At 47.4% G+C, this 22,319-nt stretch carries 22 protein-coding genes; 2 read left to right on the top strand and 20 right to left on the bottom strand.

Annotated features, from left to right (window positions below; translation table 11 throughout):
- Positions 1–9: 9 nt before the first annotated feature.
- From AYR61_RS08720 to AYR61_RS08705, 4 genes are all read right to left on the bottom strand, one after another.
- A complete protein-coding gene (locus tag AYR61_RS08720; protein WP_065902654.1) occupies positions 10–759 on the bottom strand; it encodes a threonine/serine exporter family protein in 750 nt (249 codons plus the stop codon).
- Between the two features lie 94 nt (positions 760–853).
- On the bottom strand, positions 854–1,153 hold the full coding sequence (locus AYR61_RS08715; RefSeq protein WP_065902651.1) for a hypothetical protein: 300 nt from the start codon (positions 1,151–1,153) through the stop codon (positions 854–856).
- A gap of 3 nt (positions 1,154–1,156) precedes the next feature.
- Positions 1,157–1,804 carry a metal-dependent transcriptional regulator gene (locus tag AYR61_RS08710; protein ID WP_065902649.1) on the bottom strand — a complete coding sequence of 216 codons (648 nt, stop codon included), beginning with the start codon at positions 1,802–1,804 and terminating at the stop codon, positions 1,157–1,159.
- Between the two features lie 33 nt (positions 1,805–1,837).
- Positions 1,838–2,743 carry a cation diffusion facilitator family transporter gene (locus AYR61_RS08705; protein WP_065902647.1) on the bottom strand — a complete coding sequence of 302 codons (906 nt, stop codon included), beginning with the start codon at positions 2,741–2,743 and terminating at the stop codon, positions 1,838–1,840.
- Positions 2,744–3,243: 500 nt separating this feature from the next.
- Between AYR61_RS08705 and AYR61_RS08700 the strand changes: the two genes are divergently transcribed.
- The gene (locus AYR61_RS08700) at positions 3,244–3,792 is read left to right on the top strand and encodes a GNAT family N-acetyltransferase (protein WP_054708768.1); all 549 of its coding nucleotides are present in this window, start codon (positions 3,244–3,246) and stop codon (positions 3,790–3,792) included.
- 313 nt (positions 3,793–4,105) lie between these two features.
- On the opposite strand, the gene AYR61_RS15180 is transcribed toward AYR61_RS08700, so the two are convergent.
- The 6 genes from AYR61_RS15180 to AYR61_RS08675 all read right to left on the bottom strand — a co-directional run bounded on the left by AYR61_RS15180 (position 4,106) and on the right by AYR61_RS08675 (position 10,936).
- Positions 4,106–4,363 (bottom strand): hypothetical protein, encoded by a 258-nt coding sequence (locus AYR61_RS15180; RefSeq protein WP_156652859.1) that lies wholly within the window; start codon positions 4,361–4,363, stop codon positions 4,106–4,108.
- A 205-nt stretch (positions 4,364–4,568) separates the two neighbouring features.
- The gene (locus AYR61_RS08695) at positions 4,569–5,936 is read right to left on the bottom strand and encodes a cytosine permease (RefSeq protein ID WP_065902645.1); all 1,368 of its coding nucleotides are present in this window, start codon (positions 5,934–5,936) and stop codon (positions 4,569–4,571) included.
- Positions 5,937–5,949: 13 nt separating this feature from the next.
- Positions 5,950–7,233 (bottom strand): uracil-xanthine permease family protein, encoded by a 1,284-nt coding sequence (locus AYR61_RS08690; RefSeq protein ID WP_065902642.1) that lies wholly within the window; start codon positions 7,231–7,233, stop codon positions 5,950–5,952.
- A gap of 132 nt (positions 7,234–7,365) precedes the next feature.
- Entirely contained in the window at positions 7,366–8,748 is a 1,383-nt protein-coding gene (gene ltrA, locus AYR61_RS08685; RefSeq protein ID WP_065900954.1) for a group II intron reverse transcriptase/maturase, read from the bottom strand.
- Between the two features lie 573 nt (positions 8,749–9,321).
- The gene (locus AYR61_RS08680) at positions 9,322–10,518 is read right to left on the bottom strand and encodes an MFS transporter (protein ID WP_065902640.1); all 1,197 of its coding nucleotides are present in this window, start codon (positions 10,516–10,518) and stop codon (positions 9,322–9,324) included.
- Between the two features lie 10 nt (positions 10,519–10,528).
- Positions 10,529–10,936, bottom strand: a complete 408-nt coding sequence (locus AYR61_RS08675) for a hypothetical protein (RefSeq protein WP_054708755.1) — start codon at positions 10,934–10,936, stop codon at positions 10,529–10,531.
- 192 nt (positions 10,937–11,128) lie between these two features.
- Here AYR61_RS08675 and AYR61_RS08670 point away from each other — a divergent pair, with 192 nt between their 5' ends.
- Positions 11,129–12,073 (top strand): dihydroorotate oxidase, encoded by a 945-nt coding sequence (locus tag AYR61_RS08670; RefSeq protein WP_056987420.1) that lies wholly within the window; start codon positions 11,129–11,131, stop codon positions 12,071–12,073.
- Positions 12,074–12,120: 47 nt separating this feature from the next.
- On the opposite strand, the gene AYR61_RS08665 is transcribed toward AYR61_RS08670, so the two are convergent.
- The 10 genes from AYR61_RS08665 to AYR61_RS08620 form a co-directional block, all read right to left on the bottom strand.
- Entirely contained in the window at positions 12,121–12,642 is a 522-nt protein-coding gene (locus AYR61_RS08665) for a GNAT family N-acetyltransferase (protein WP_065902638.1), read from the bottom strand.
- Between the two features lie 349 nt (positions 12,643–12,991).
- A complete protein-coding gene (locus tag AYR61_RS08660; RefSeq protein WP_065902636.1) occupies positions 12,992–13,579 on the bottom strand; it encodes a GNAT family N-acetyltransferase in 588 nt (195 codons plus the stop codon).
- Positions 13,580–13,689: 110 nt separating this feature from the next.
- Positions 13,690–14,442, bottom strand: coding sequence for a DUF1003 domain-containing protein (locus AYR61_RS08655; RefSeq protein WP_054708746.1), 753 nt, complete (start codon positions 14,440–14,442; stop codon positions 13,690–13,692).
- Positions 14,443–14,635: 193 nt separating this feature from the next.
- The gene (locus AYR61_RS08650; RefSeq protein ID WP_054708744.1) at positions 14,636–14,827 is read right to left on the bottom strand and encodes a hypothetical protein; all 192 of its coding nucleotides are present in this window, start codon (positions 14,825–14,827) and stop codon (positions 14,636–14,638) included.
- A gap of 192 nt (positions 14,828–15,019) precedes the next feature.
- Positions 15,020–15,892, bottom strand: coding sequence for an RluA family pseudouridine synthase (locus AYR61_RS08645; RefSeq protein WP_065902634.1), 873 nt, complete (start codon positions 15,890–15,892; stop codon positions 15,020–15,022).
- An 18-nt stretch (positions 15,893–15,910) separates the two neighbouring features.
- Entirely contained in the window at positions 15,911–16,102 is a 192-nt protein-coding gene (locus tag AYR61_RS14905; protein WP_083215528.1) for a hypothetical protein, read from the bottom strand.
- Positions 16,065–17,651: a thiamine pyrophosphate-dependent enzyme gene (locus tag AYR61_RS08640; RefSeq protein ID WP_083220050.1), complete on the bottom strand. Its 1,587-nt coding sequence runs from the start codon at positions 17,649–17,651 to the stop codon at positions 16,065–16,067. Before AYR61_RS08640 ends, AYR61_RS14905 begins: the two co-directional genes overlap by 38 nt.
- 512 nt (positions 17,652–18,163) lie before the next feature.
- Positions 18,164–19,021 carry a diguanylate cyclase domain-containing protein gene (locus tag AYR61_RS08630; RefSeq protein ID WP_056987422.1) on the bottom strand — a complete coding sequence of 286 codons (858 nt, stop codon included), beginning with the start codon at positions 19,019–19,021 and terminating at the stop codon, positions 18,164–18,166.
- Positions 19,011–21,137, bottom strand: coding sequence for a cellulose biosynthesis cyclic di-GMP-binding regulatory protein BcsB (locus AYR61_RS08625; protein WP_225356472.1), 2,127 nt, complete (start codon positions 21,135–21,137; stop codon positions 19,011–19,013). Before AYR61_RS08625 ends, AYR61_RS08630 begins: the two co-directional genes overlap by 11 nt.
- Positions 21,082–22,311: a glycosyltransferase gene (locus tag AYR61_RS08620; RefSeq protein WP_056987439.1), complete on the bottom strand. Its 1,230-nt coding sequence runs from the start codon at positions 22,309–22,311 to the stop codon at positions 21,082–21,084. The genes AYR61_RS08625 and AYR61_RS08620 overlap by 56 nt, the downstream gene beginning before the upstream one ends.
- Positions 22,312–22,319 lie beyond the last annotated feature (8 nt).

The following is a 22,319-nucleotide window of genomic DNA, read 5'->3' as shown; positions in this document are numbered from 1 at the left end:
GTTATCACCTCACATTAACTGCAGGATCACGGCAATCCCGCTCCCAATTGCCACAGCACTCATCACTGCTTCCATCCCACGCGCAATACCGCTGACGAGGTCGCCAGACATGATGTCACGCACCGCGTTTGTCAATGGCACGCCGGGCACAAGCGGCATGACGCTCCCAATGATAATGTCGTCAGTACTGTTGCCCCAACCCCACTTGACCGTTTCAATGGCTAAAACGCCGATGACGATGGCGGCCAAAAATTCACTCAGGAACCGTACCCGAGCAAGTCGGTTCACGCCAAGAAACACCGCGTAACCCAAAAATCCAATCAAAAATGTCACCAGCGCATCGTGGTAGTTACCCCGAAAAACAATTTCCAGCGTGCCACTCACGAACGCCGCCGCAACCAGTTGGAGCCACACTGGGAACGTGTGTGGGTGCGCTTCAAGATCCGCCAACGCTTCATCGAATTGGACTAACGAGATATCGTGGGCTGCATACCGTCGCGATAGATCATTGACGCGGGTGACCATTTCCAGATCAATCGTTCGATTTTTAACGGGCTCCACCTGCGCGTTTCCCTCGCTGGATAACGCCATCATGATACCCGTGATCGTCACATAAACCTTACTGTCTGGATACCCCGAGTTCTGAGCAATTCGAGTTAACGTATCATCTACCCGAGCCACTTCTGACCCGTTTTGAATCATTATTCGACCCGCTTGTAATGCCGTTTTTAAAACGAGTTGACCACGTTCCGTTGCCATCCGTGCACCTCCCCTATTCCGGTTATATCTGTTAAAGATTATATCAGTTCTCGCAGATAGAGTCGTTAAAAAGAGCGGTGATGCGTTTATTTTTTTAAAAAGACCCCAGGCCAATATCCTGAAATGGATTTGGTCTGGGGTCTTGATGTTTTTTTAGTTGGTCTTTTTTGGTAAGATTGCCGAAACGAGTTCTGGTCTTAATAGAAAGTTGCGTGTAAGCCAACTCTGGCATAAATACCAAGTTCAGGCATTTATGTGTGGTTCTCTGTCCTCGAGTCGAAACGAGTTCCAGAAAGTAGAAGGTTGCACCCAAGCCGACGCTGACATAAATTCCAAGCCCAGGAATTTCTGTCAGCGTCGGCTTTTGCTCCATCTTCAAACCGCTTTCTTCCACTCTCTACCTCACAAAAATATAATGCGCCGCCTTATACCCAATCGTCAAATTCTGCTTATCAGTTAAATTCTCAACGAGAACTGGACCTTCAAATGGGTCGTGCTTTTTGACCGTTAATTTATCGCCAATGTCTAACTTGATATCACCTAGATACGTCAACAAGTCGTGGTTGTCGATAAATCGCTCAACCACCACCGTCTTGCCATCCTCAACGTCGTTTAAGACCAGGTGACTATTCTCATCGTAATTTCCGTCACGGTCTGGAATAATGCCACCGTGTGGGCAGCGACTTGGTCTACCCAGTGCATCATCTAACGCATTGGCTAGTTTTGGGCTGGTGACGTGTTCAAGCTTTTCAGCTTCTTCGTCAATTTCTGGCAGTTCATAGCCTAGCCTGTTTACCAAGAAGGTCTCCCACAATCGGTGGTTCCGGACCAGCATGACTGCCAGCCGCCGACCTTCTTCAGTCAAGGAGATCCCAGCGTAGGGTTCGTGGATCACATAGCCTTCTTCGGCCATTTTGCTGACCATTTCAGTCACCGAACCCGCAGCAATATTCAAACTAATGGCAATTTGCTTATTTGAAACCTTAGCGCCTGCACCACCAAGTTCAAAGATAATTTTGAGATAGTCCTCTTTCATTGGTGTCATAATCTTTACTCCTTATTTACCATCAAAATCGACTTACGGTTTCTCCGCAGTATCTTCGTTTAGTGAAATCAGTTCCGCGTCCTTACCACGCACATCTTCCGCTTGAATCGTGACGTGAAAGATATGGTACTTCGTCGTTAGGACACGCTCAATTCGGTGATAAATCATTTCAGCTTCGCTTAATTTCATATCCCTCATATTAACGTGTGCGGAAAACACAATTCGATTTTCGTCGATCATCCACGCATGAATGTGGTGAACGCTGGTTATCCCATCGATCTTCATGAGGTCCGTTTTAATGGCCTCATAGTCAAGTTTTGGCGCGCCTTGCATGAGAATCGTCACGGCATGCCGGACGATGGGCCATGATTCTACCGAGATATACAACGCGACCAAAATGGTGATGATTGGGTCAATCATAGTAACATTGTACCACGCGATCATCAATCCGCCGAATATAACCCCAAAAGAGGACAACGTGTCGCTTAAGAGGTGAAGATACGTGGCTTTCGCGTTCATATTGTGTTTTGACCCGCCATGCATTAAAACGGCTGAAATTAAATTGGCCACAAGTCCGATCACGGCAACGGTAATCATGACGTCGCCATTAATGTGTTCGGGTTGCATCAAACGCTTAACGGCTTCAGCAACCAGAAAAATGGCAACCACGATCAACAGGAGTGAATTCAACAGTGCAGCTAATATTCGGGCGCGTCCGTACCCATATGTATTGTGCTCATCCTCGCATCGCCGACTGATGCGATGTGCAAAGTATCCGATAGCGATAGAGAAGGTGTTGCCTAGATTATGAAAGGCATCCGAAAGTAAGGACAGGCTGCCTGACAGCACACCGCCGATAAGTTCCACCACTGTAATGCCAGCATTTAACACCGTCACTGTCAAAAATTTCTGTCCTGATAGTGTCTCTCTTTCCCCCATGATTGCTCGCCTCCGTTACATCCTATTATCGCATGACTGGTGTTATTTTTAAATAATCTTTTAATATTTAAAGAAAATAATTCGGGACTCCTAACAACGATTCTTGATTATCTGGAACAGACAGTCTAAATCACAATTTTCACAAATCGGACAGTGGTGGTCTTAAAAGAGATCTATCGGCCACACACCCGTTACAAAACCTAACCAAAGTCAAAAAAAGATTAAGGCACTGCATCATCAGGGGACACCCTTTAACTGAACGCACAATTCAAACTAATTTAGTCATGAGAGTCCCCGTCACTACAGGAACCATACCAGATTTTTAAAAATGATAAACCCGTCATGTAACCCGCTTCCAATACTGGTCTATCAAGGCTTTTAAAATTAGAATTTTCTTAATTAAATTATTAGGAAAATAAATTTAGATTTTAGTAGACAACCTGCAAAAATCGCGTTAAGATATCAAAATCTTGTGAATATCACAAAGGAGGGATTGCGAAATGTACTTACGTCGCGCAGAAATGAAAGACTTACCACAAATTGAATCCATCATCCAGGATGGCAAACGCCATCTGGCGGCACAACACATCGATCAATGGCAGGGCATTTACCCTGACACTAAGATCCTAGTGGATGACATCCAAAATGGTCATACCATGATCTTAGTTGAAGATTACGAAGTGTTAGGCGCCGCGGCCGTAATCCCCGGTCCCGATGACAGTTACCAAGACATTGATGGCAAGTGGCTGACAGACGATGACAGCTACGTCGCAATTCACCGTGTAGCCGTATCAGCAAACCACCGTGGCCACGGACTTGCCGGCAAACTCTTCAATGCTATTTTTGAAGAAGTCGACAACTTTGATTCCATTAAGGGTATCCGCATTGATACTCATCCAGACAACCTGGGCATGCAACACATCATCGAAAAGTCCGGCTTTACAAAGACCGGCACCGTCGAAGTGAAAGCCGACGACCTCACTGACGTCCAAGACTTTGCTTACGAACGGCTTACCAAGACCGCTGTTCCAGCAGGTCACACCGCATAATTTAACCCACAACTATTAAACCCCACATCACTTTTGTGATGTGGGGCTTTTTTTAAATGTGTTATCCTGCTACGTTGAAAAATAGTTAACGTTGACGACCATTGCTTCATCGCACTAGCAAGACTGGTTGGCTAGTGTTCATAGCGCACACCATATTGAATCAATCATTGCTGACAATGGACTTCTTGTCGGCAGTCAAGGGCGGATTCTCCTCAAACCTTGTTTTACGCCATTGTGATGCTTTTTCAAGAGTCATAAGTAAGTTCTATGTAAGTGGAATGGCGCAATTTGGCACGGAGCTGTGGTGTCGACATCAGTTAGCGACCGTTCTTGGGTCGGTTACTGATGTGCGAGTCGATGGAGATTCATTCGAGAGCTGCGCAGCAGAAATCGAATTAGCTTCATCGCGAGCCACCACAGCTCCGTGCCAAATTGCGGAATGCAACGCCATCCCCCACAATACTAATCCCATTGGAACCAAAAAGACGATGAGCCAAAGCCCACCGCCTGATAACGAGATCCGGCCAGCAATTAGGAAATCAATCACTTGATGTTCCAAATTACTCGTCATTTTGTACGATTACTGGTTTAACTATTGTTAAACACTCAAAGCGCATTGAAGCGCCATCCATAGGCATGATGTTACTCAGTCAATGTTTAGCGACTATTCGACGGTTACTAATCAAAAACGATCAACGTAACAATTTTTAAGTCACTGGTCGGTTTAACATCCCGTTATCATCATTAGAATACCATTATCAACAGTAATAAAACAATTATTTTGGCGTGGATTTCGTTAATTTCATCAATCCACCGTATAACACCATACTAATCACGATCACAACGAAGGTCGCACCAATCGTGTTTGCGATCACCGAAACGTGTTTAAGTGCCATGTAGCACCCCACGGAGATGATCCAGGTGAGAATGGCGATCCAATTGACACCGCCACGATACCAATACCGGCCGTTGATCTTCGCAAACTGGTCCACTTCATAATCCTGATGATGCAACCAGAAGTAGTCAACCAAGAAAATTCCAATTTCCGGGCCAAGCACCATCCCGATACCATCTAGAAAGACAGTGAAAATATCCAAGAATGAAGCAACGAACAATGGTAAGAACGTCACTGCTGTTGCAACCAGGGTCACGACCCAGAGACTCACCTTCAGACTCAACCGTCGCGTCATGTTCGTGAGTGCCGAACCCGCTGACATCAAATTGACTGCGTTCGCCGTTGTACTGGTTAAAATAATGACGATCATCGCAAGGAAGCCAAGCCCTAATTTACTGGCAATGGTGCTTGGATCAGAGTTATTCGGATCAAAGTGGCCTAGCGTAATGGCCGTCCCAATTGTCGCAATCACACCGATGAACGCAAACCAATACAATCCAAGGTTAGCACCTAAAAATGAAGCCTGAGTCGCATTTCGTTTGACGCCCGTAAAGCGTGAAAAATCGCTGGCAGCAGTCACCCAAGCGAGGTTAAAGGCTGCCAGCACATCAATGGCGGCCCCCGGCGTCATTCGTAATGCCTTGGGCGCTTGCCAGTGGAGAATCTGGTGAAACGAGACCGTTTTGAAAACAACGATCGTTTCCCAAACCACAAAGACGAATACCAAGATGATGCCGACCCGTTCAATCATTTGAACAGACCGTTGCCCCACGGAAACACTCAGCAAATGAAACACACTCATAACAGCGATGCCGACAATCACTCCGAGTTCCCCACCAGGTTTGCCGTAAACCGGCCAGCCAAAGAGGTCATGGAATAAGAAACTCATTGAGGTCGCTGCGATAAACGTGTTCACGGAGGCCCAACCAATAAATTGTACCAGGTTGATTACTGATGGCAACAAACTGCCGCGTAGTCCAAACGAAGCTCGGGTCAACGTCATGGCAGTCAAACCCGTCTTATACCCCATGAATCCGGCAGCTGCTAAAAGCAGATACGAAATAATACCAGAAATCACTAAAGTTGTTGAGGCAGTCACCAAACCGCAAGCGGCAATGACACCGCCAACGTACCAGGTACCGTTATTCGCGTTGGCACCGACCCATGTGGCAAACATGTCCCAGTAGGACATGTGCCGGGATGCCATGGGAATTGACGAAACTTTCCCCATTCCATTCTTGCTGGCCATAATCGCAGCCCTCCTATTCGTTTAATGCGTGTCGCGGCAAAATGAGATTCATCGCGATCCCAAGCACCGTCACCACCGACAGGCCTGAGAACGTCAGTCCCGCAAACTGCAGACTGGCATTCCCGATCCCGATGACCAGAATCGTGGCCGCAATCATCAAATTACGTTTTTCATTAAAGTCGACGTGGTTATCTACCAGGACCCGCATCCCGCTTGAGGCAATAACGCCAAACAGCAGGAAGCTGACCCCGCCGATAACGGGTGACGGAATACTTTCAATCAGTGCACTGAGCTTACCCACAAAGGAAAACACCACCGCAAAGAATGCAGCGCCACCCAGCATGTAAACCGAATGTACCCGCGTGATTGCAAGCACACCGATGTTTTCGCCATAACTGGTGATCGGCGGTCCACCGACCAAGCTGGCAATAATTGAAGCAGTCCCGTCCCCAGCCAGGGTGTGGTTTAAACCTGGGTCCTTGAAGAAGTTCCGATGGGTCAACTTATTGAGCACCATAATGTGCCCCATGTGTTCCGTCATCGTGACAAACGCAATGGGTGCCATGCTCAAAATGGCATCAATGTGCCAGGTGAGCTTGTAAGTGACGCCAGGAATCTGAAAGGCGGGCACTTGGAACCAAGCTGCGTGTAATACTGACGTAAAGTCCACGACCCCGGCAAAAACCGCAATTATATAGCCGCAAACGATGCCAAGTAGAATGGGAATCAACCCCAGAAAGCCTTTCAGGAACATGTTGAAAAACACCGTGATCAGCAGTGTGGCAATGGCGATGCAAAACGACGTGATGCTGTACTTACCATTGACCAGCGTCGCATCTGAAGCCGTCGTACTTGCCAACGACAACCCAATCACCATGATGATCGGCCCCACCACGATTGGTGGGAGCGCCTTGTCGATCCAATCCGACCCGATCAACCCAACGATGACGCTCACAATCAGATAAACGATCCCAACGGCTAGCGTCCCCTGAGCAATCGAGGGGTAGCCTGCCGCCTTCATCAGGCTTTGCATGACGACGATGAACGAAAAACTTGACCCCATATAGGCTGGAATCTTTCCCTTCGTGATCAGGATGTACATTAACGTCCCAACTCCAGAGCTAAAAAGGGCTATTCCTGGGTTTAACCCAACTAATATTGGCACCAGAACAGTTGAGCCAAACATCGAAAATAAGTGCTGAATCGAAAGTCCGACCCACTGTCCAAACGACGGCCGCTCCCAGATGTCTAACACCGCATCCGGGTTTCGGTACCGTTCCTGCTGGTCCTTTGCCATAATGATTCCGTCCTTCCCCTCATCCCTTCTTGGCTGGCGGCAAACACAATCGAGTAGGAGGTAATTGATTAATTCAATTACCGACCTCTCACACCACCGTACGTACGGTTCCGTATACGGCGGTTCAATAATTTAAGCACTTTGTATTGACTGGAGTGTCTTGCTCATATTGATGAGTCCAAGGCGTTCCAGTCTTTTGTTTGTCAGAGTATAGGTCAATGTCTTGCTATGCGCAGTTCGCCAATAACCCTTACGGGTATTGGCCATTGTATAAGCACTGGTGCCAGAAAGCCCCAGTTTTACAAGATGATTGACCTTTGTTTTGAGCTTCTTCCACTGTTTCCAAATATACTGGCGAATCCTTGCTCGCAACCATTCGTCTAAGTGACGGATAAAATTGGTCATTTTCCCGACCGAATAGTACTGTAACCACCCACGCATCTTTTGATGAATCTCGTTAAACACCAGGTTTAACGAAACGCCCCGATTGCGCTTGGTCATTTTCCTGAGTGCAGACTTGATGCGTTGCTTGGCCTGCCAAGCAGGTCGCGCATACGCACCTCCTCGACCAACCCCCAAGGAAAATCCCAGGAACTTGGCCCGCAGAGGCGAACTTACTGATGTCTTGTCCTCATTGACGGTGACCTTTAGGTCGCCTTCAAGAAAGCGAGTAACATTAGTCAGAACCCGTTCTCCAGCACGTTTGCTTCGGACATAAATATTACAATCGTCCGCATAGCGGACAAACTTATGACCTCTGGAAGTTAACAGCTTATCCAGTTCGTTGAGATAAATGTTAGCCAAAAGTGGCGATAAGGGGCCACCTTGAGGGGTGCCTTTATCACTTCGTTCAAATAGACCACCATTCATGACACCGCTGGTTAGGAAGCGACGAATGAGATGCAGTATCCATGGATCCGTAATATACTGCTCAATAAATTTAATAAGCAGATCGTGGTTGACCGTATCGAAGTATGCTTTTAAATCGAGATCCACGACATAGTGATAGCCCTGATTGTAGAACTGAACCACTCTATCAATGGCATCTTTAGCACTTCGATTCGGTCGGAACCCAAAACTATTATCTGAGAAGACACGCTCAAATGTTGGCACCATGACTTGCGCCATGGCTTGTTGAACAAGTCGGTCAATCACAGTTGGTATTCCGAGCTTGCGTTTACCACCATTAGGTTTGGGAATTTCAACCCGCTTAACGGGACGAGGCCGATAGGTCTCGTTTTGTAAAGCTTGCAGTAATTCCTGTTTATGTTTCCTCAAGTAGGGCAACAGTTCGTCAACGGTCATTCCGTCTAGTCCTGCTGCACCTTTGTTTCTGCAGACGCGAAGATAAGCCTCGTTCAGGTTATTTCGGTCTAAGACTAACTCTTGAAACTTAGTGCCGTTCATCATCGTATTTTCACCAGAGTCAGTGCTACGCACCCCGACTTGTTCTTGGGCTTCCAGTCCTACTGTCCGCCGGCGGTCAGCTTTTTCTGTATTCTGCGGTTGTTGCACTGTCTCCACCTCCAATATCAATGATGACCTATTATTGTTCAGCCCTTCGTGGCAGATACCACTACTATGGCCTCGGCTGACTCCTGTATCGTTCTGCACCACATCACTGCGATGTTTGTTCCTGTGGCGCTTAGCGCGCCTCTTGTCGGGAACGTACGATACAGGCCTCCCCGGGTAAGAACGCCCACTTTCGTACCATGTCATTGCCAGCTTTACTGCGATGGCCTCGAGTAGTATTGGACTTTGGTTTGTTTGGCAACCTCGTCCGACCAACACAGCCTTATAGCTGATTCTTGTACATCAATGCGGTACTTTGTCGCCGACTTCCTTCAGATTCCACCTCACGATGGACACCCTTGTCATTGACTTGCGGTTCCGACTACTACGGCCCGCAACGGACTTTCACCGTCTAGTTGGCGCCCATGCCGGGCGCACCAAAAACACCCCCATACCCGCGCAGGTATAGAGGTGTCCGTTTGTTTCTTTTTAAACTCGAACGGCCCCTTCTTAGCCTCACGGGACCAAGTTAAAAGGTTTATTTATATCAAAGTATAGCGGGCGGTGTGGCAGATGTCAATCACGTTTCAACACCTGGTCGTGATTCATGGTCAGCCGAATCAATAACAACCCGACAAGCAGAACAACCCCAATAATCATAAACGTCAGGTTCTTTGTATAATCCGTTAAGAAGCCAAACGTAAACGAACCAAGCGGCTGAAACCCATCCAGTGCGATGAACCAAATCCCAAAAATGCGCCCCAGATAGGCATTTTCAGTCATGTCTTGCGTCATGGTAAACGCCCGAATATTAAATGACGCCATAGCAAAGCCGTACACAAAGGCGAAAGCCAGAAGTACCCAGTACTGGCGAACTAGCCCCGCAACAATCAATCCCCACGCTGCCAGTATTAAATCGCGATAGTTATCATTTCGCGTGGCAGGCCGGTGAACTAGCGTCAGTCGCAGACCGCCTAAAATGCCACCCAGCGCTAATCCGGTGAGCAGAAAACTGTACTTCTGCGGATCTGCTTGATAAAAATGGTTGACCACAAAGGGCAGTACCAGTTTGACTGCCGCGAACAACACGTTAGCGAAACCGCTTAAAATGACGTTTTCGATCAGTGTCTTGTGAGCGCCAACGTACTCGAAGCCGGACAACAAACTGGTCTTAAAACTCAGGCGATTGGTGGTGACTGCTGGTGTCTCGTACTTTAGGCCAACGAGTAACATAAATGACAGCGTAAAGGAAAGCCCATTGATCAGCAAGAACGACCGGAAGTCGATCCAGTTAATGGTCAATAACATGCCACCCAAAAGCGGTGTCACAATATCCGCCAAATTAAGTGCCGTGTTCGAAAAGGCGTTAAACCGCTGAAGTGCGCTCGATGCTAGGATTTCCGGCACAATCGCCTTGGCGGCCGGAAAACTAAACGCCACGCCAACATCCAGCATGCAGGTCAGACCGATCAACTGCCAGGCAGCCGGATTCTCCGGGTCGATCACAACCGCAAAACTAAAACAGGCCAGTAAACAAATGAACTCCGACGCCACTAGGATTCGTTTCCGGTTATAATTATCGATCAGCACGCCGCAAAACAGATCACCGCACAGCAATGTGATGCCGCCAACTGCCTGTACGATGCCCAGCAACGCAGTACTGCCGCTGGCTTTTACCACAAACCAGTTTAAGCCAAACAGATAGAGTGAATCCCCCACCCGGGAAATAAAGGGTGACAAAAAGAGCGGCCAATTAAAGGTCTTCGATCTCATCAGTACCTCCTTAAACCGGCAATTGCCGCCACTCTGCTTTACCATTCATCGTCAGTGCCAGTAAGTAGTTAAACGCTTTGACGGCATTCTTGTGCCGGTGATGGTACAGGGTGTTAAGCCCAGCGCCAGTCGGCATCGGGTCAGACAATCCGAGCTTGCCGTCCTGCCACTCACCGGCAGCCATCATAATCGCCATTTCACCATTCTCATCGGCGGTGAATAAAAAGAACAGGCTCATGGTGTCGTAGTCGTTTAAATACGCCGGCATCGTCCAAAAGCCCGGCCGAATTTGCTTTAACTCTGACCCCAGAAAATGGAAATCCACGTGGTTTTGCGGGGTCACCGGCGTTGTCAGATACACCATCATGTGGTCTAACTGTCGATTTCCCAATTGTAAATAAGGTCGTTGATGGTCCAAAATCGTGCACCTCCGTCTTGAATCTTTATTTTAGTGTACCAGCAAATCCCAGTCTGGTCACGGGTCATACTGGTTAAAACCGACAACTTGCGCATTCGTGTACAAACTTTATGTTGACGAAAAATGATTTTCCGGTTACAGTAGCTAGGAACTAAATAACCAAAATAAATTCAGACTGGGAGCTGACTTTTGATGACAGATTTATCAACAACGATTGCTGATAGAACCTTTAGTAACTGCATGATGAACGCCGCGGGTGTGCGTTGTGCTGACGAGAATGACTTGAACCAACTGATTGCATCGCCCGCTGGTGCGTACGTCACAAAGAGTGCGACCCCAAACGTGCGTGAAGGCAATCCAGAGCCACGGATGAAGAGCCTTCCTGGTGGCTGCATCAATTCCATGGGATTGCCCAATCACGGATTGGACTATTACCTGGATTTTGTCCTGAAAGATCAAGCAGCGCGGCCAGACAAGACCAACTTGTTGTCGATTGCGGGCACGACCCTTGAAGACAATTTAGCAATGCTCCATAAGGTTGCCGATTCTGACTTTAACGGGTTCGTTGAACTGAACCTCTCCTGCCCAAACGTACCTGGTAAGCCGCAAGTCGGCTATGACTTTGACCGGGTACGCGAAATTTTGACCCAAGTCTTTGCCTTCTACGACAAGCCGCTGGGTGTCAAGTTGCCACCCTACTTTGATTTGGTCCACTTCGATCAGATTGCGGCAGTCTTAAACGACTTCCCGCTGACATTTGTTAATTCAATCAACAGTGTCGGCAACGGGCTCGTCATTGATCCCAATGCCGAGCGTGTGGCAATCAAGCCTAAGGGCGGTTTTGGCGGCATCGGTGGCACTTTCATCAAGCCAACTGCTTTAGCAAACGTTCGTGGACTTAGCTTGCGCTTGAAACCAGAGATTGCCATCATTGGCACTGGCGGTGTCATGAATGGGACTGATGTTTTCGAACACATCCTCTGTGGCGCGTCAATGGTCCAGGTCGGGACTCAGTTTGGCTTCGAAGGCACCCGCATCTTTAAACGCCTGTCCAAAGAGCTCAGCGCAATTATGGCCGCAAAAGGCTATCAATCGATTGATGATTTTAAAGGGAAACTCAAAACATTTGATGATTAACGATAAGATCAACGACTCAACTAACACCCTGTTAGCTGAGTCGTTTTTTAGTTGGCAAGTTCTTTTTCCATAATAAAATCAGTCTGTTGCTCGTCCCCTAAGAAGAAATCGTGCGCCCCAGTTTGATGGAACCCTAATCGTTGGTAAAACGCCTTCGCATTTTCATTGTGTTCCCACACACCTAACCAGATTTTTGTAAGGTGTTTCTTTTCGGCCTGTTCTTCAGCGTAAGTGATGAGCGTCCGCCCTAATCCACTGTGTTGGAACGCACTTTTAATATAGATCCGCTCAACTTCAAGGTAGTCCTTCCCCATATCGTCAGACTGTGCGGCGCCCTGATTGAGTTTGAGATAGCCCGCTAGCTGGCCGTTAACGTGGAGAAATACAAAATCGGAATCGGAATTTGTTAATTCCGCTTTGAGCTGGTCGGGTGCGTAAGACGTCGCTAGATAGCTTGCCATGTTTGCATCAGTATTGTACCTGCCGAAGGTTTCGGTGAAGGTCTGGATACTTAAGGTGTGTAGTGTTGCGAGGTCTTTTTCGGTGACTGGTGTAATTTTAGGCGTCATTTGGATGGCGGGTTCTCCTTTTTTTATTGTCTGAAGATTAGGATATCATCTTTATGTGGTAAGTGCAACAAAAATTAACAATGATTTTTAAAAACACGCAACCAGTAGATGGCTGCGTGTTCTAGTTTTTTAATTTATTAAGTTAAGTGCTACAAAATGAGGTTGCGACTAGCTTCTCTGTTAGATGTAGTCTTTGCCGCATTCTTTTCGGCCAGAGCGAGCTCGTGTCGACGTGGTTTAATTTCACATTGTCGAAACGTGTTCCGCAAGGCTGAGGGCTACTGCATAAGCTCACTCTGGCAAAAAAACAAGTTCGGCATTTCTGCCAGAGTGAGCTTATGCTCCGCCCTCAAAACGCCTTGCTCCACACTCTTACACCTCGTTGCATATGATAGTACTGGTGGTCGCCCACTTGGCGGCGACCCACCACTTCGAAACCGGCACGCTCATATAATTTCATTGCACCTGGATTTTCGAAATCAACGATGAGTCCCATCACGGACTCACCATCACGTTGCGCGTAAGCAGGCAGTGCCTTTAACAACTGACTGCCGACCCCGTGACCCTGAAAGTCTGGCGACACCGCAATCGAATCAAGATACCATTCGTCGCCATCCGTCTCAGACTCCGCCTCAAAGGGTTGCTTAAACGCCGCTGATTTATTTGAGAGACGCCGCAGCACCTCGTCAACACGCGCTTCATTTTCTCCGGGATATCCAAACGCGACACCCACAACTTGGCCATTGGCCTCGGCCACCACGGTGGTTGCGTCACTTGCCAGATAACTTCTGGTTCGGTACGCCATCGTGATGACCTTCTCTAAGTCGGGTTCGGGCACGTCTTCCAATTCTTCCAATTGCATCTCGTCGAAAATCAAATTAATTAAGGGCGCTATCTGACCTGCATCAGCGGGCTGCGCCTCACGTATGACTATCACTAAAAATCCTCCATTCATGGTTAAGTAAGAGGATACCGGAAATGGCAACACTTGTCAAAATTGACCCTAACAGATAATTGTCGAGAACCGCTTAATGACGCAACGACATTCTACTTAGTCGATTTATCAGCAGCCATTTGAGCTTGATTATCCCGCAGCTCATTAAGTTCGCCACGAATTTCACCCAAAATTTCGATCTGCATGCGTTCAATTTCCAACGTATGCGGAATCTGATTCTGCGTTAAATGATCCAACTTAGCGTGAAGGATTCGTAATTCATGTTCTGATTTTTGGTTAACATGGTAGTCATTTTCAGCATCCATGCGGTCCCGGTCCGCCGACCGATTTTGGCTCATCATGATAATGGGCGCCTGTAACGCAGAGATACAGCTTAGACATAGGTTTAGTAAAATGTAGGGGTACGGGTCGAAATGAATCCCAAGGACCTGCAAGCCGTTGACCAGCATCCAGGTTAACAGCACCATGGCGAAAATGAAGATAAAGCCCCAACTACCACCGAAGTGCGCCACCGCGTCAGAGACCTTCTGTCCGGTGGTCAAACTGTTATTGAGCGATTCGTTGACGTCAGTAATTTCATAATCATCGCTTTGTAGCGCGCGGGTTAATTTCCGATTGATCTTTTGACTTTGTTTCAAATCTGCATTGATCATCGCATCCACGTTCGCCAAACGGTACTTTAACAGGTGACGATTACAGATAAAATCCGTCACCTTTGCTTCTGGATGATCACTTTTCACCCGATTGCGCATGCTCGTCGACAGTTCTGACAGGTAGATCCCCTCATCTAAAAAATACAATTTGCCGTCTACCAGACACGTTGCAGTCTGCTGCTCGTCAGTCATTGAAATACCCTTCTCTCTGAAATCGCAATTATAAGTCTAGTTTAAACTATTCGGGCAAAATAAAATAGACCCCGTGACCTCTTCAGATCAGCGGCGCCTATTGTGGTGCAATGTGAATCAGTCACCCGACCACATTCGTTTTGAGTACGATCGTTCTAAAGTCAAGAAACAAACAGAATTACCAAGCAACACGTTATTCGGTTACCAGCTTACGATCAGCGTATGAGCGTTTTGCGAGGCGCAACGACTTGCGAATTTCCGCCATATGCGTCTTAAACTGGTCATCTTTTAAGTCACAGTCAAACCACGACAACTCGGAAAGGTTTTCCTCCATTTGGTTTAAAATCTTTTCAATTGCCTGCTGTGACTCGTCATTACCTGTCATCTATATTCACTCCTTATCTGTTATTACACACGTACTATACCGGATTTAAATGAAATTACAAGCCTTTTGCCCTTTCTTTTTAGAAGTGCAAGCCATTTCTCATTTTACGAGGTTGTTACTCATTGAACTAACAAAAAACAAGCTAGTTGGCTCAACCAAATATCGAATTGGTCGGGTCCACTAGCTCTTTTTTTAAGACAATAAGTGTTGCATATCATCTGGCAACGGCTGTTCAAATGTTTGATGCTGATGCGTCACCGGATCTGGATAATCCAAGTGAAACGCATGCAGCGCTTGACGCGTGATGAGCTGCTGATCACCGCCATACAGCGCATCACCCAATAGTGGGTGGCCAATGGATTCAAAATGGGCACGAATTTGGTGCGTTCGCCCAGTGTGCAGCAAGACTTCAACTAGCGTGAACGACGCTGTCCGTTGTTTGACCCAGTACTCTGTCTGCGCCGGCTTGCCATCGTCCGCAACGATTTGGTTAAATCCATCATCCGCACGTCTAAGTGGCGCATCAATCATAGCATGGTCCTGGTCAAGTCGGCCACCAACGAACGCCAAGTAGCGTTTAACCAGTGTGTGGTCGGCGAGTTCCTGGTTCATCCAAGAATTGGCCAATCGGTGCTTCGCCAGCAACACCAACCCACTGGTATCCCGATCTAATCGCGTGATCACGTGGGGTACCAAATTGACTTCCTGTTCCGCAACTAGATGCCCCTTTACGCGATTCACCAGGGTATCCGTTCGGTTGCTGGGTCCTGGGACCACTGTTAGGCCGGCCGGTTTCGAAACGACTAGAAAATTCGGGTCTTCAGATACGATTGCTAGCGGTTCGTGACTGACCGGTACGTTAGGGTCAGCCGGTTCAGCTGGGACGATCAACGTCAACGCGTCGCCGACAGCCAATTTTGTTGCCGGTGCAACCGCCACGTTGTTGACCAGAATTTGACCGTTGCTATGGTTAATTTGTGAAAACATCCGGTGGCTGACGCCCTGTTGTGCCAAAAATTGTTTGGCGGACTGTCCTATCGTCTCAACCTGCCATTTAAACTCCATACTGCCTCTCCGTTTCACTTAATTTTGATCGATCAGTGTGCTCAGAGCCGGATACTTGTCAGCAGGGAAATTGTACTGCGCACGAAATACCTTGATCTCGTCAGCACTGTCCACTTTAGGATCAAGTGCCATCCGTCCTGTTTCCAACGGTGGCTGATCACTGATGATGGCATCAATAACGATCGGCGTCGTGTTTCCTGCCTGAATCAAGTCGTTGCATTTTTGAATGGCAGCCGTTAACGACGCATCGTCTGTGACACGTAATCCAATGGCCCCCCATATTTTCAGCAACGCCAGCCCAGTTTGCATTCTTAAAGTTTAACGCATAATCGCTCTGACCGCTATTCGCTTTTTCTTGCCGAATGAAACCGAACCCACCATTTTCAAGAACCAAGTTAATAATCGGCAGTTGATATTGGACCTGTGTCAAAATATCCTGAACGATCATTGAAAAACCACCGTCACCAGAGACTGTGATCACCCGCCGATCCGGTTCGGCAATTTTAGCAGCGATCCCAGCAGAAACTGCGTACCCCATTGCGCCAAACCAAGCGGACATCGTCATCTTCTGGTTTTGATCAAACGGTAACGACCGGGTCGCCCAAACAGTATTATTCCCAATATCTAACTCGTAGATCGTATCGGCATCCGCAAGCGTCCCGACTTCTTTAAGGACACCTTCAGCGGTTAACAACCCCTCAGGCCGTTCTGCTGCCCGCGCGTCTAAGTACTTTAGCCAGTTTGCTCGTGACCGTTGGGCGGCCTTTAAAAATGACGTTTCTGGTAAACGGTCAGGTTGCGCATCGATCAGCTGCTGCAGATACGTCCCGCTATCAGCCAGAATCATTTGGGTGCCCGCCGCTTGTCGGCCAAGTTCCGATGCCTGATCATTGACCTGAATAAACGTCACGTTCTTGTCTAAGAATCGGACAAACGAATTAGCGCTGCCGACCATTAAGACCAGGTCAGCAGCATGCAGCACTTCATACGCAGGTTGCGTTCCGATACGACCCTGAGAGCCCATGAAATTTTCAAAATTACTTGGCACCATCCCGGCAGCCGGCGCAGAGGAAATGACAGGTAGCCCAAATTTTTTGGAAACACCAACCACGGCAGCCTTTGCGTCCCTAATCCCCGTCCCGACAACCATAACTGGTCGCTGGGCACTCTTGATCAGGTTAATTGTTTCATAAACCTGTTCACGCGTGCCGCTCCCTTTCTGTTGTTGGATGTGCTGAACTGGAACTGGGGTGTAATTAATGGTTTTGCTGGCTAAATTATCCGGAATGATGACAACGGATGGCGACTGGGTCTCATACGCTGCCGTAATGGCCCGACGGATTGTATCCGGAATCTGCTGTGGGTTGCTGATTTGCTCATGGAAGGTATCGAGACTCGCAAACAACTCGTCTTCATCCATGTCCTGAATGAACCGTGTGTTGATCATACTAGTGGCAACGGTGCTCATAATCAACAACATTGGCGTATGGTCCATTTTAGCGTCCACCATGCCGTATAACAGGTGAACGGCCCCAGGACCAACAGATGCTAGTGCAACACCAATTTTGCCGGTCAACTTTGTTTCCGCTGCGGCAGCTAATGCCCCCACTTCTTCGTGGCGAACCTGGATATAGTTGACTGATGCCTGCTCAGGTGCAAACCCATCAATAATTGAATCAGCCGGAATACCATATACATGATCAATTCCCCAGTTTTCAAGTTCTTTCACCAGCGCCTGTGACGCTTTCATTTCCGTCATAAAATCCCTCCGTTCAAGTTTGTATTCGCTTTCATTTTAGCAAAATCACCACCACAAAAAAAGGGGTGGTGGCCCTTTTCGTGTGTTGTGGGTGAATTTGATGATTGGTTGGAGGTAATGGATAGGAGTGGCGTTCGTTCCTGTTGAGTTTTTTTTGAAAGCGACTTTCGGCTTCTTTCTTGGCAACCATGTCGAAACGCGTTTCGGAAAACAGAAAGCTGCACACAAGAGGACTCTGACAAAAATGCCAAAACCGGGCATTTCTGTTTTTCTTTCTTGGCAGCCACGCCGAAACGCGTTTCGAAAAACAGAAAGCGGAGTGTAAGCCAACTCTGGCCAAAATGCCAAGTTCGGGCATTTTCGCCAGAGTTAGCTTACACTCCGCTTCCTACCGTTTTCCTTCACGCTCTACGACACGTCATTCGAATCCCCTAAATATCTCCTTCTAGGCAACCGTGCTAAAACGAGCTCCACAAACCAAAGACTTGCACAGAAGCGGTTTGTTCCGCTCTCTACGACACGTCATACTCCGTCTCCCTCAACCCAGCATTCATAAAATCAGACGGTGTTTTCATGGTTTCTGGATCCCAGGTTGCCACTCCGACGACTAAGGTCAATGCTAGATTCGCCAAGTCTGGGTTTTGCTGGACGGTTTTATCAAACCCGTCTTTAATGCGACCAGTCGCTACCCTAGCGCCATCCGTGTCCGCATAGATCAAGATTGCCCATGTCGGGTCGTCCCGGTCTAATAGATAGGTAATATCATTTTCACGGGTAATTTTTTTGATGGTGGCCGATGCCAATTGCAACAATTCTGTTAACTGGTCTGAGGACATCATTCGGCGTAGATCATTGTAATAGCGAATCTTAATGACTAACGTCGCCACCGGCAAGTTGAACCGGCGATTAGTCTCAATAAATACCTGGGCATCCTCTTGATAAGCAACCCGAGTCCGCAAATTGGTTTGCGTATCAAAGGCCCCTCGCTCAACCAAGGCCGTTTGAAGATCACGATTCTGCTGTTGTAAATAGGTCTGATTCACAGTCAAAAAATAGAGAATGACGCTCAATAATATTGGCTGCACCATCCAGAATAGGAGCGGCCAAGGAATATCTTGTGTTTGTTGTAGGTACTGATATAACACAATGACGACCTGAACCGCAATAAATAGGAGGTTAGCCACTAAACCTGTTATCAGCCCCCAAAAGTACGTCATCAGCAGTAAAACAACCGTGCAAAACAGGTAAATGGTGTTCAAAATCAGGTGACCGGAGAGTGCCATCAAAATGGCTGTACCGGCAAATGCTGCCAAGAAAAGTAACCAGCAGACATCAATGTAGAGGTTTGCGTTTTGATGCTTACTTGTCATTTGTTTGACCCCCTCGCTTGAGCAGCCCCTGTTTTTTCAGGACTAAGATAATGGCAACACCAATAACCGCAATAACGACCAAAGCTGCACCCAGGTACAGTAGCAACTGCATATTGTCGTTTAAATTCCGCTTGACCGTCAACGATTCATCGATGGCTTTGTTTTTCTTAAACCGATACCCCATGTGCTGATTATCTGTATCGACCAGGATCGCATCCCCAGTATATTGCTGGATGGTCGACGCCGTATTAAGCTGAGTTGATGCGAGATACGTGGCCTCAGGAGTCGCGCCGGTGACGACCAACAACCCGCGTTTGGCGTTATACGGTGACCGTAACAGTTGATCTGTCCCAATCGTATGACCATATTGCGGCGTCAAGCTTAACTTTTCATTTGAAACGAAATGGGTGTCCGCTTGGTTATATTTAAAATAGAGTTTTGGATTAAGGCGTTTGATCAGCGGATTCTGTCTGGGTGTACCAATGGCAATCACGTTGCTTTCTTTCAGCACTTTCTGGCTTGGATGATGATAGAAAGTTAAGCTTCCAGTATTGAATTTTGCATAGCTGCCCATGAGATTAAAGAGGTTGCCTAGCGTCTGATAATCGGAAGCGGTCAACGTTTTGGGCACAATAACAGCTAACTGATGAAAAGTCTCATTTTTCATAAACAGCGTGGGATAATTTGTGAGCAGCAGGTCATTTGATTTTTGTGACTTGACCTTCATTTTTGAGGACGGTTCGATTACTGCCCATGGTGTGTCCCCATCGGTTGTCTGAGTTGCGTCCTTAACTGCAAGGTCCATCGCAACGGTCACCACGAAACTACTGCCAAGTGCGGTTCCTCGCGGCACGTTAAATTCAAGCCGGTCGCCATTTAGATGACCCAGAACAAGCCGGTGGCTGCCAGTCACCGTGTCGTTTACCGAAACTGTGACTAAGGACCGTTTAAAGTCCAGGTTATCGCTATATCGCATGTTCAGAGTAATGGTTGACCCATCAGCATTCGTCCGGTCGTTTGGCAGCGAAACGTAGTAACTGCTCTCGTGGTGACCCGTTCCAGAAAACTGAACGGCCTTATCCGTTAGTGAATATTGTTCAGCGTTAAGATGCCCTGCAGCAGTTGCAGTATTCGTGTTACCTGCCACCATAACTGTCGGCTGCTGGCTTTCAGTCATTAGTGCTTGATTTGCGACAAATCGTCCGGCACGTGTCAACAACTTGGCGTTTTTGGCAGTCACAATCAGGTAATGTTGACCCTTTGTCGTCATTGTCTGAATAACCGCATGATGCGCAATCTTATTTTTTGAAATCGTGCGTTTTAAAACTGCTGGTAAATGATTATAGGTTGCCACCACCATTACATAATCTCCGTTAGCGGTCTTCAAATTAGACCAATTCTCAAACTGAACTTGATTCGTTTGCGTCGAAATTGGGCGCGATGTTCCCGATAACGCCAGCATACTGGCCGTCAATTCAGCCGAACTGGGTTGGTCCGCTGTGACTAAATAATCGTGTTGCTGATTGACGGTGTCATCGCCGATATAGTGACTATAAAATGACGCTACTGTATTCTTGGCTTGAGTTAATTGATACTGAAATGTCACATTGGCCGCATCCGTTATAGTCAGCCAATTAGCCGGCGTTTGGGTGACCTGCGCAGCTTGTCCCTTTTTTTGCGTTTCAATTTGACCACTCACCGTTAACTGATTGTCAGCCGACAGCAATTTCGTCGGTATTGAAATTGCCTTGGTCTGCGTACCGGTGCCAGTTTTTGGCCGAAATGACACTATCTTAACGCCGTTCACTGCCACAGTAATTGAAGAAGTTTGTTGGTTAGTAAGCTGGGAGGCTTGGTAAACCAAATTAAACATCGCGTTTTTTACATCCCAATAGGATTCTTTTGAGAAATACATTGATGCCGTAACTGACGTCCCTGAAAGCGTCGTTGTTGCATTTTGAAATTGGTCCGTGTACGTCTGCGTTGACGCGGCCTTGACGTCACGGGGAATGACCAGCGCGCTGATCACAACGACCAGGAGGCCAAGAACCACTAGGCCGCTACTGATAACGTTTGGTTTTATACCATTTTGCTTGTTGATGAAAGACTTGTTCACGAATATACCCCACCATTCCGTAGGCGGCCACTGCCAGCCACATTTGACTATAGACTAAATACATCAAAACAATTAAACACAAATTACTGAAGGTCAACTCGCCCCGTTCCGTGGTAATCGTCAAAAAGGTACTGACGATAAACATCACGACGGCGAACAGCCACAGTCCGTTACTGAATCCCTGAAGATTTGAATGCACGATGCCAGCTACTGACAGCACAAAAACTGTATCTGAAAGGATCAAAGACATCATCAGCATGAAGTAGACAGCCAGATAGTAAAGCAAGTCAAATCGAATTGGTCGGCCCTCCTTTTTAAAGAGCAGTTTGCCGTTCTTTAAAATGACGTAGATGTTGCCCTTAACCCACCGCGTCCGCTGATGGAACCACACGTCAAGCGTCTGCGGCTCCTGTTCCCAAGTGACTGCTAAAGGTTGAAAGCCGATTCGATAGCCCATCCGATAGATTCGAAAGCTGATTTCTGTGTCCTCGGCCAGTGCTTTTACATCCCACTGCCCAACTTTTTCCAAAATATCTCGGCGGATCACGTAGTTTGTTCCAGGGATCGTGCATAGATGAAAGAGTTGTTGTCGGCCAGCCTGGGCCATCCATTGAAAGGACAGCGTTTCGATGTTAATAAAACGGGTCAACAATGAGGCGTTCTTATTTCGGGTTCGAAACTTACCGATAACAGCGGCCTGACGGTCATTGGCTAAGAGTTCAGCAACCAAGATTCGCAGTGCCGGCGCTTCCGGTGTGTTGTCCGCATCATAAACGGAAATGATGGATCCGCGTGCTTGTTTCAATCCAATGTTAAGGGCGTTGGATTTTCCTTTACCGCCCGTGACACTATCGGTATTGATGACCTTTAATCGGTCAGTTGTAAATTCGTGTTGCAGGGCTGCCAATTTATCAGCAGAATGATCACTAGAATTATCATTAATGATGATCACTTCATAACGGTCGTGTGGATAATCAAAACTAAGAAGGGAAAGCACCGTTTTAACGATAACGATCTCCTCGTTATGCGCCGGAACGAGAATCGAAACAAATGGCGGTATTTCTGGCAGCTCTGGTTCAGGCCGTTTAACGTGCCGCAAATACCAGGTATAACCGGCAAGCGTTAACACTAAGTTGATCACCAGGATACCCCATATCGATACCACCGCGACCATTAATAAAC

Source organism: Secundilactobacillus paracollinoides (assembly GCF_001702155.1).
GTDB lineage: Bacteria > Bacillota > Bacilli > Lactobacillales > Lactobacillaceae > Secundilactobacillus > Secundilactobacillus paracollinoides.
The sequence above is the reverse complement of the archived record's forward strand: the minus strand, read 5'-3'. Positions and strand labels throughout refer to the sequence as shown.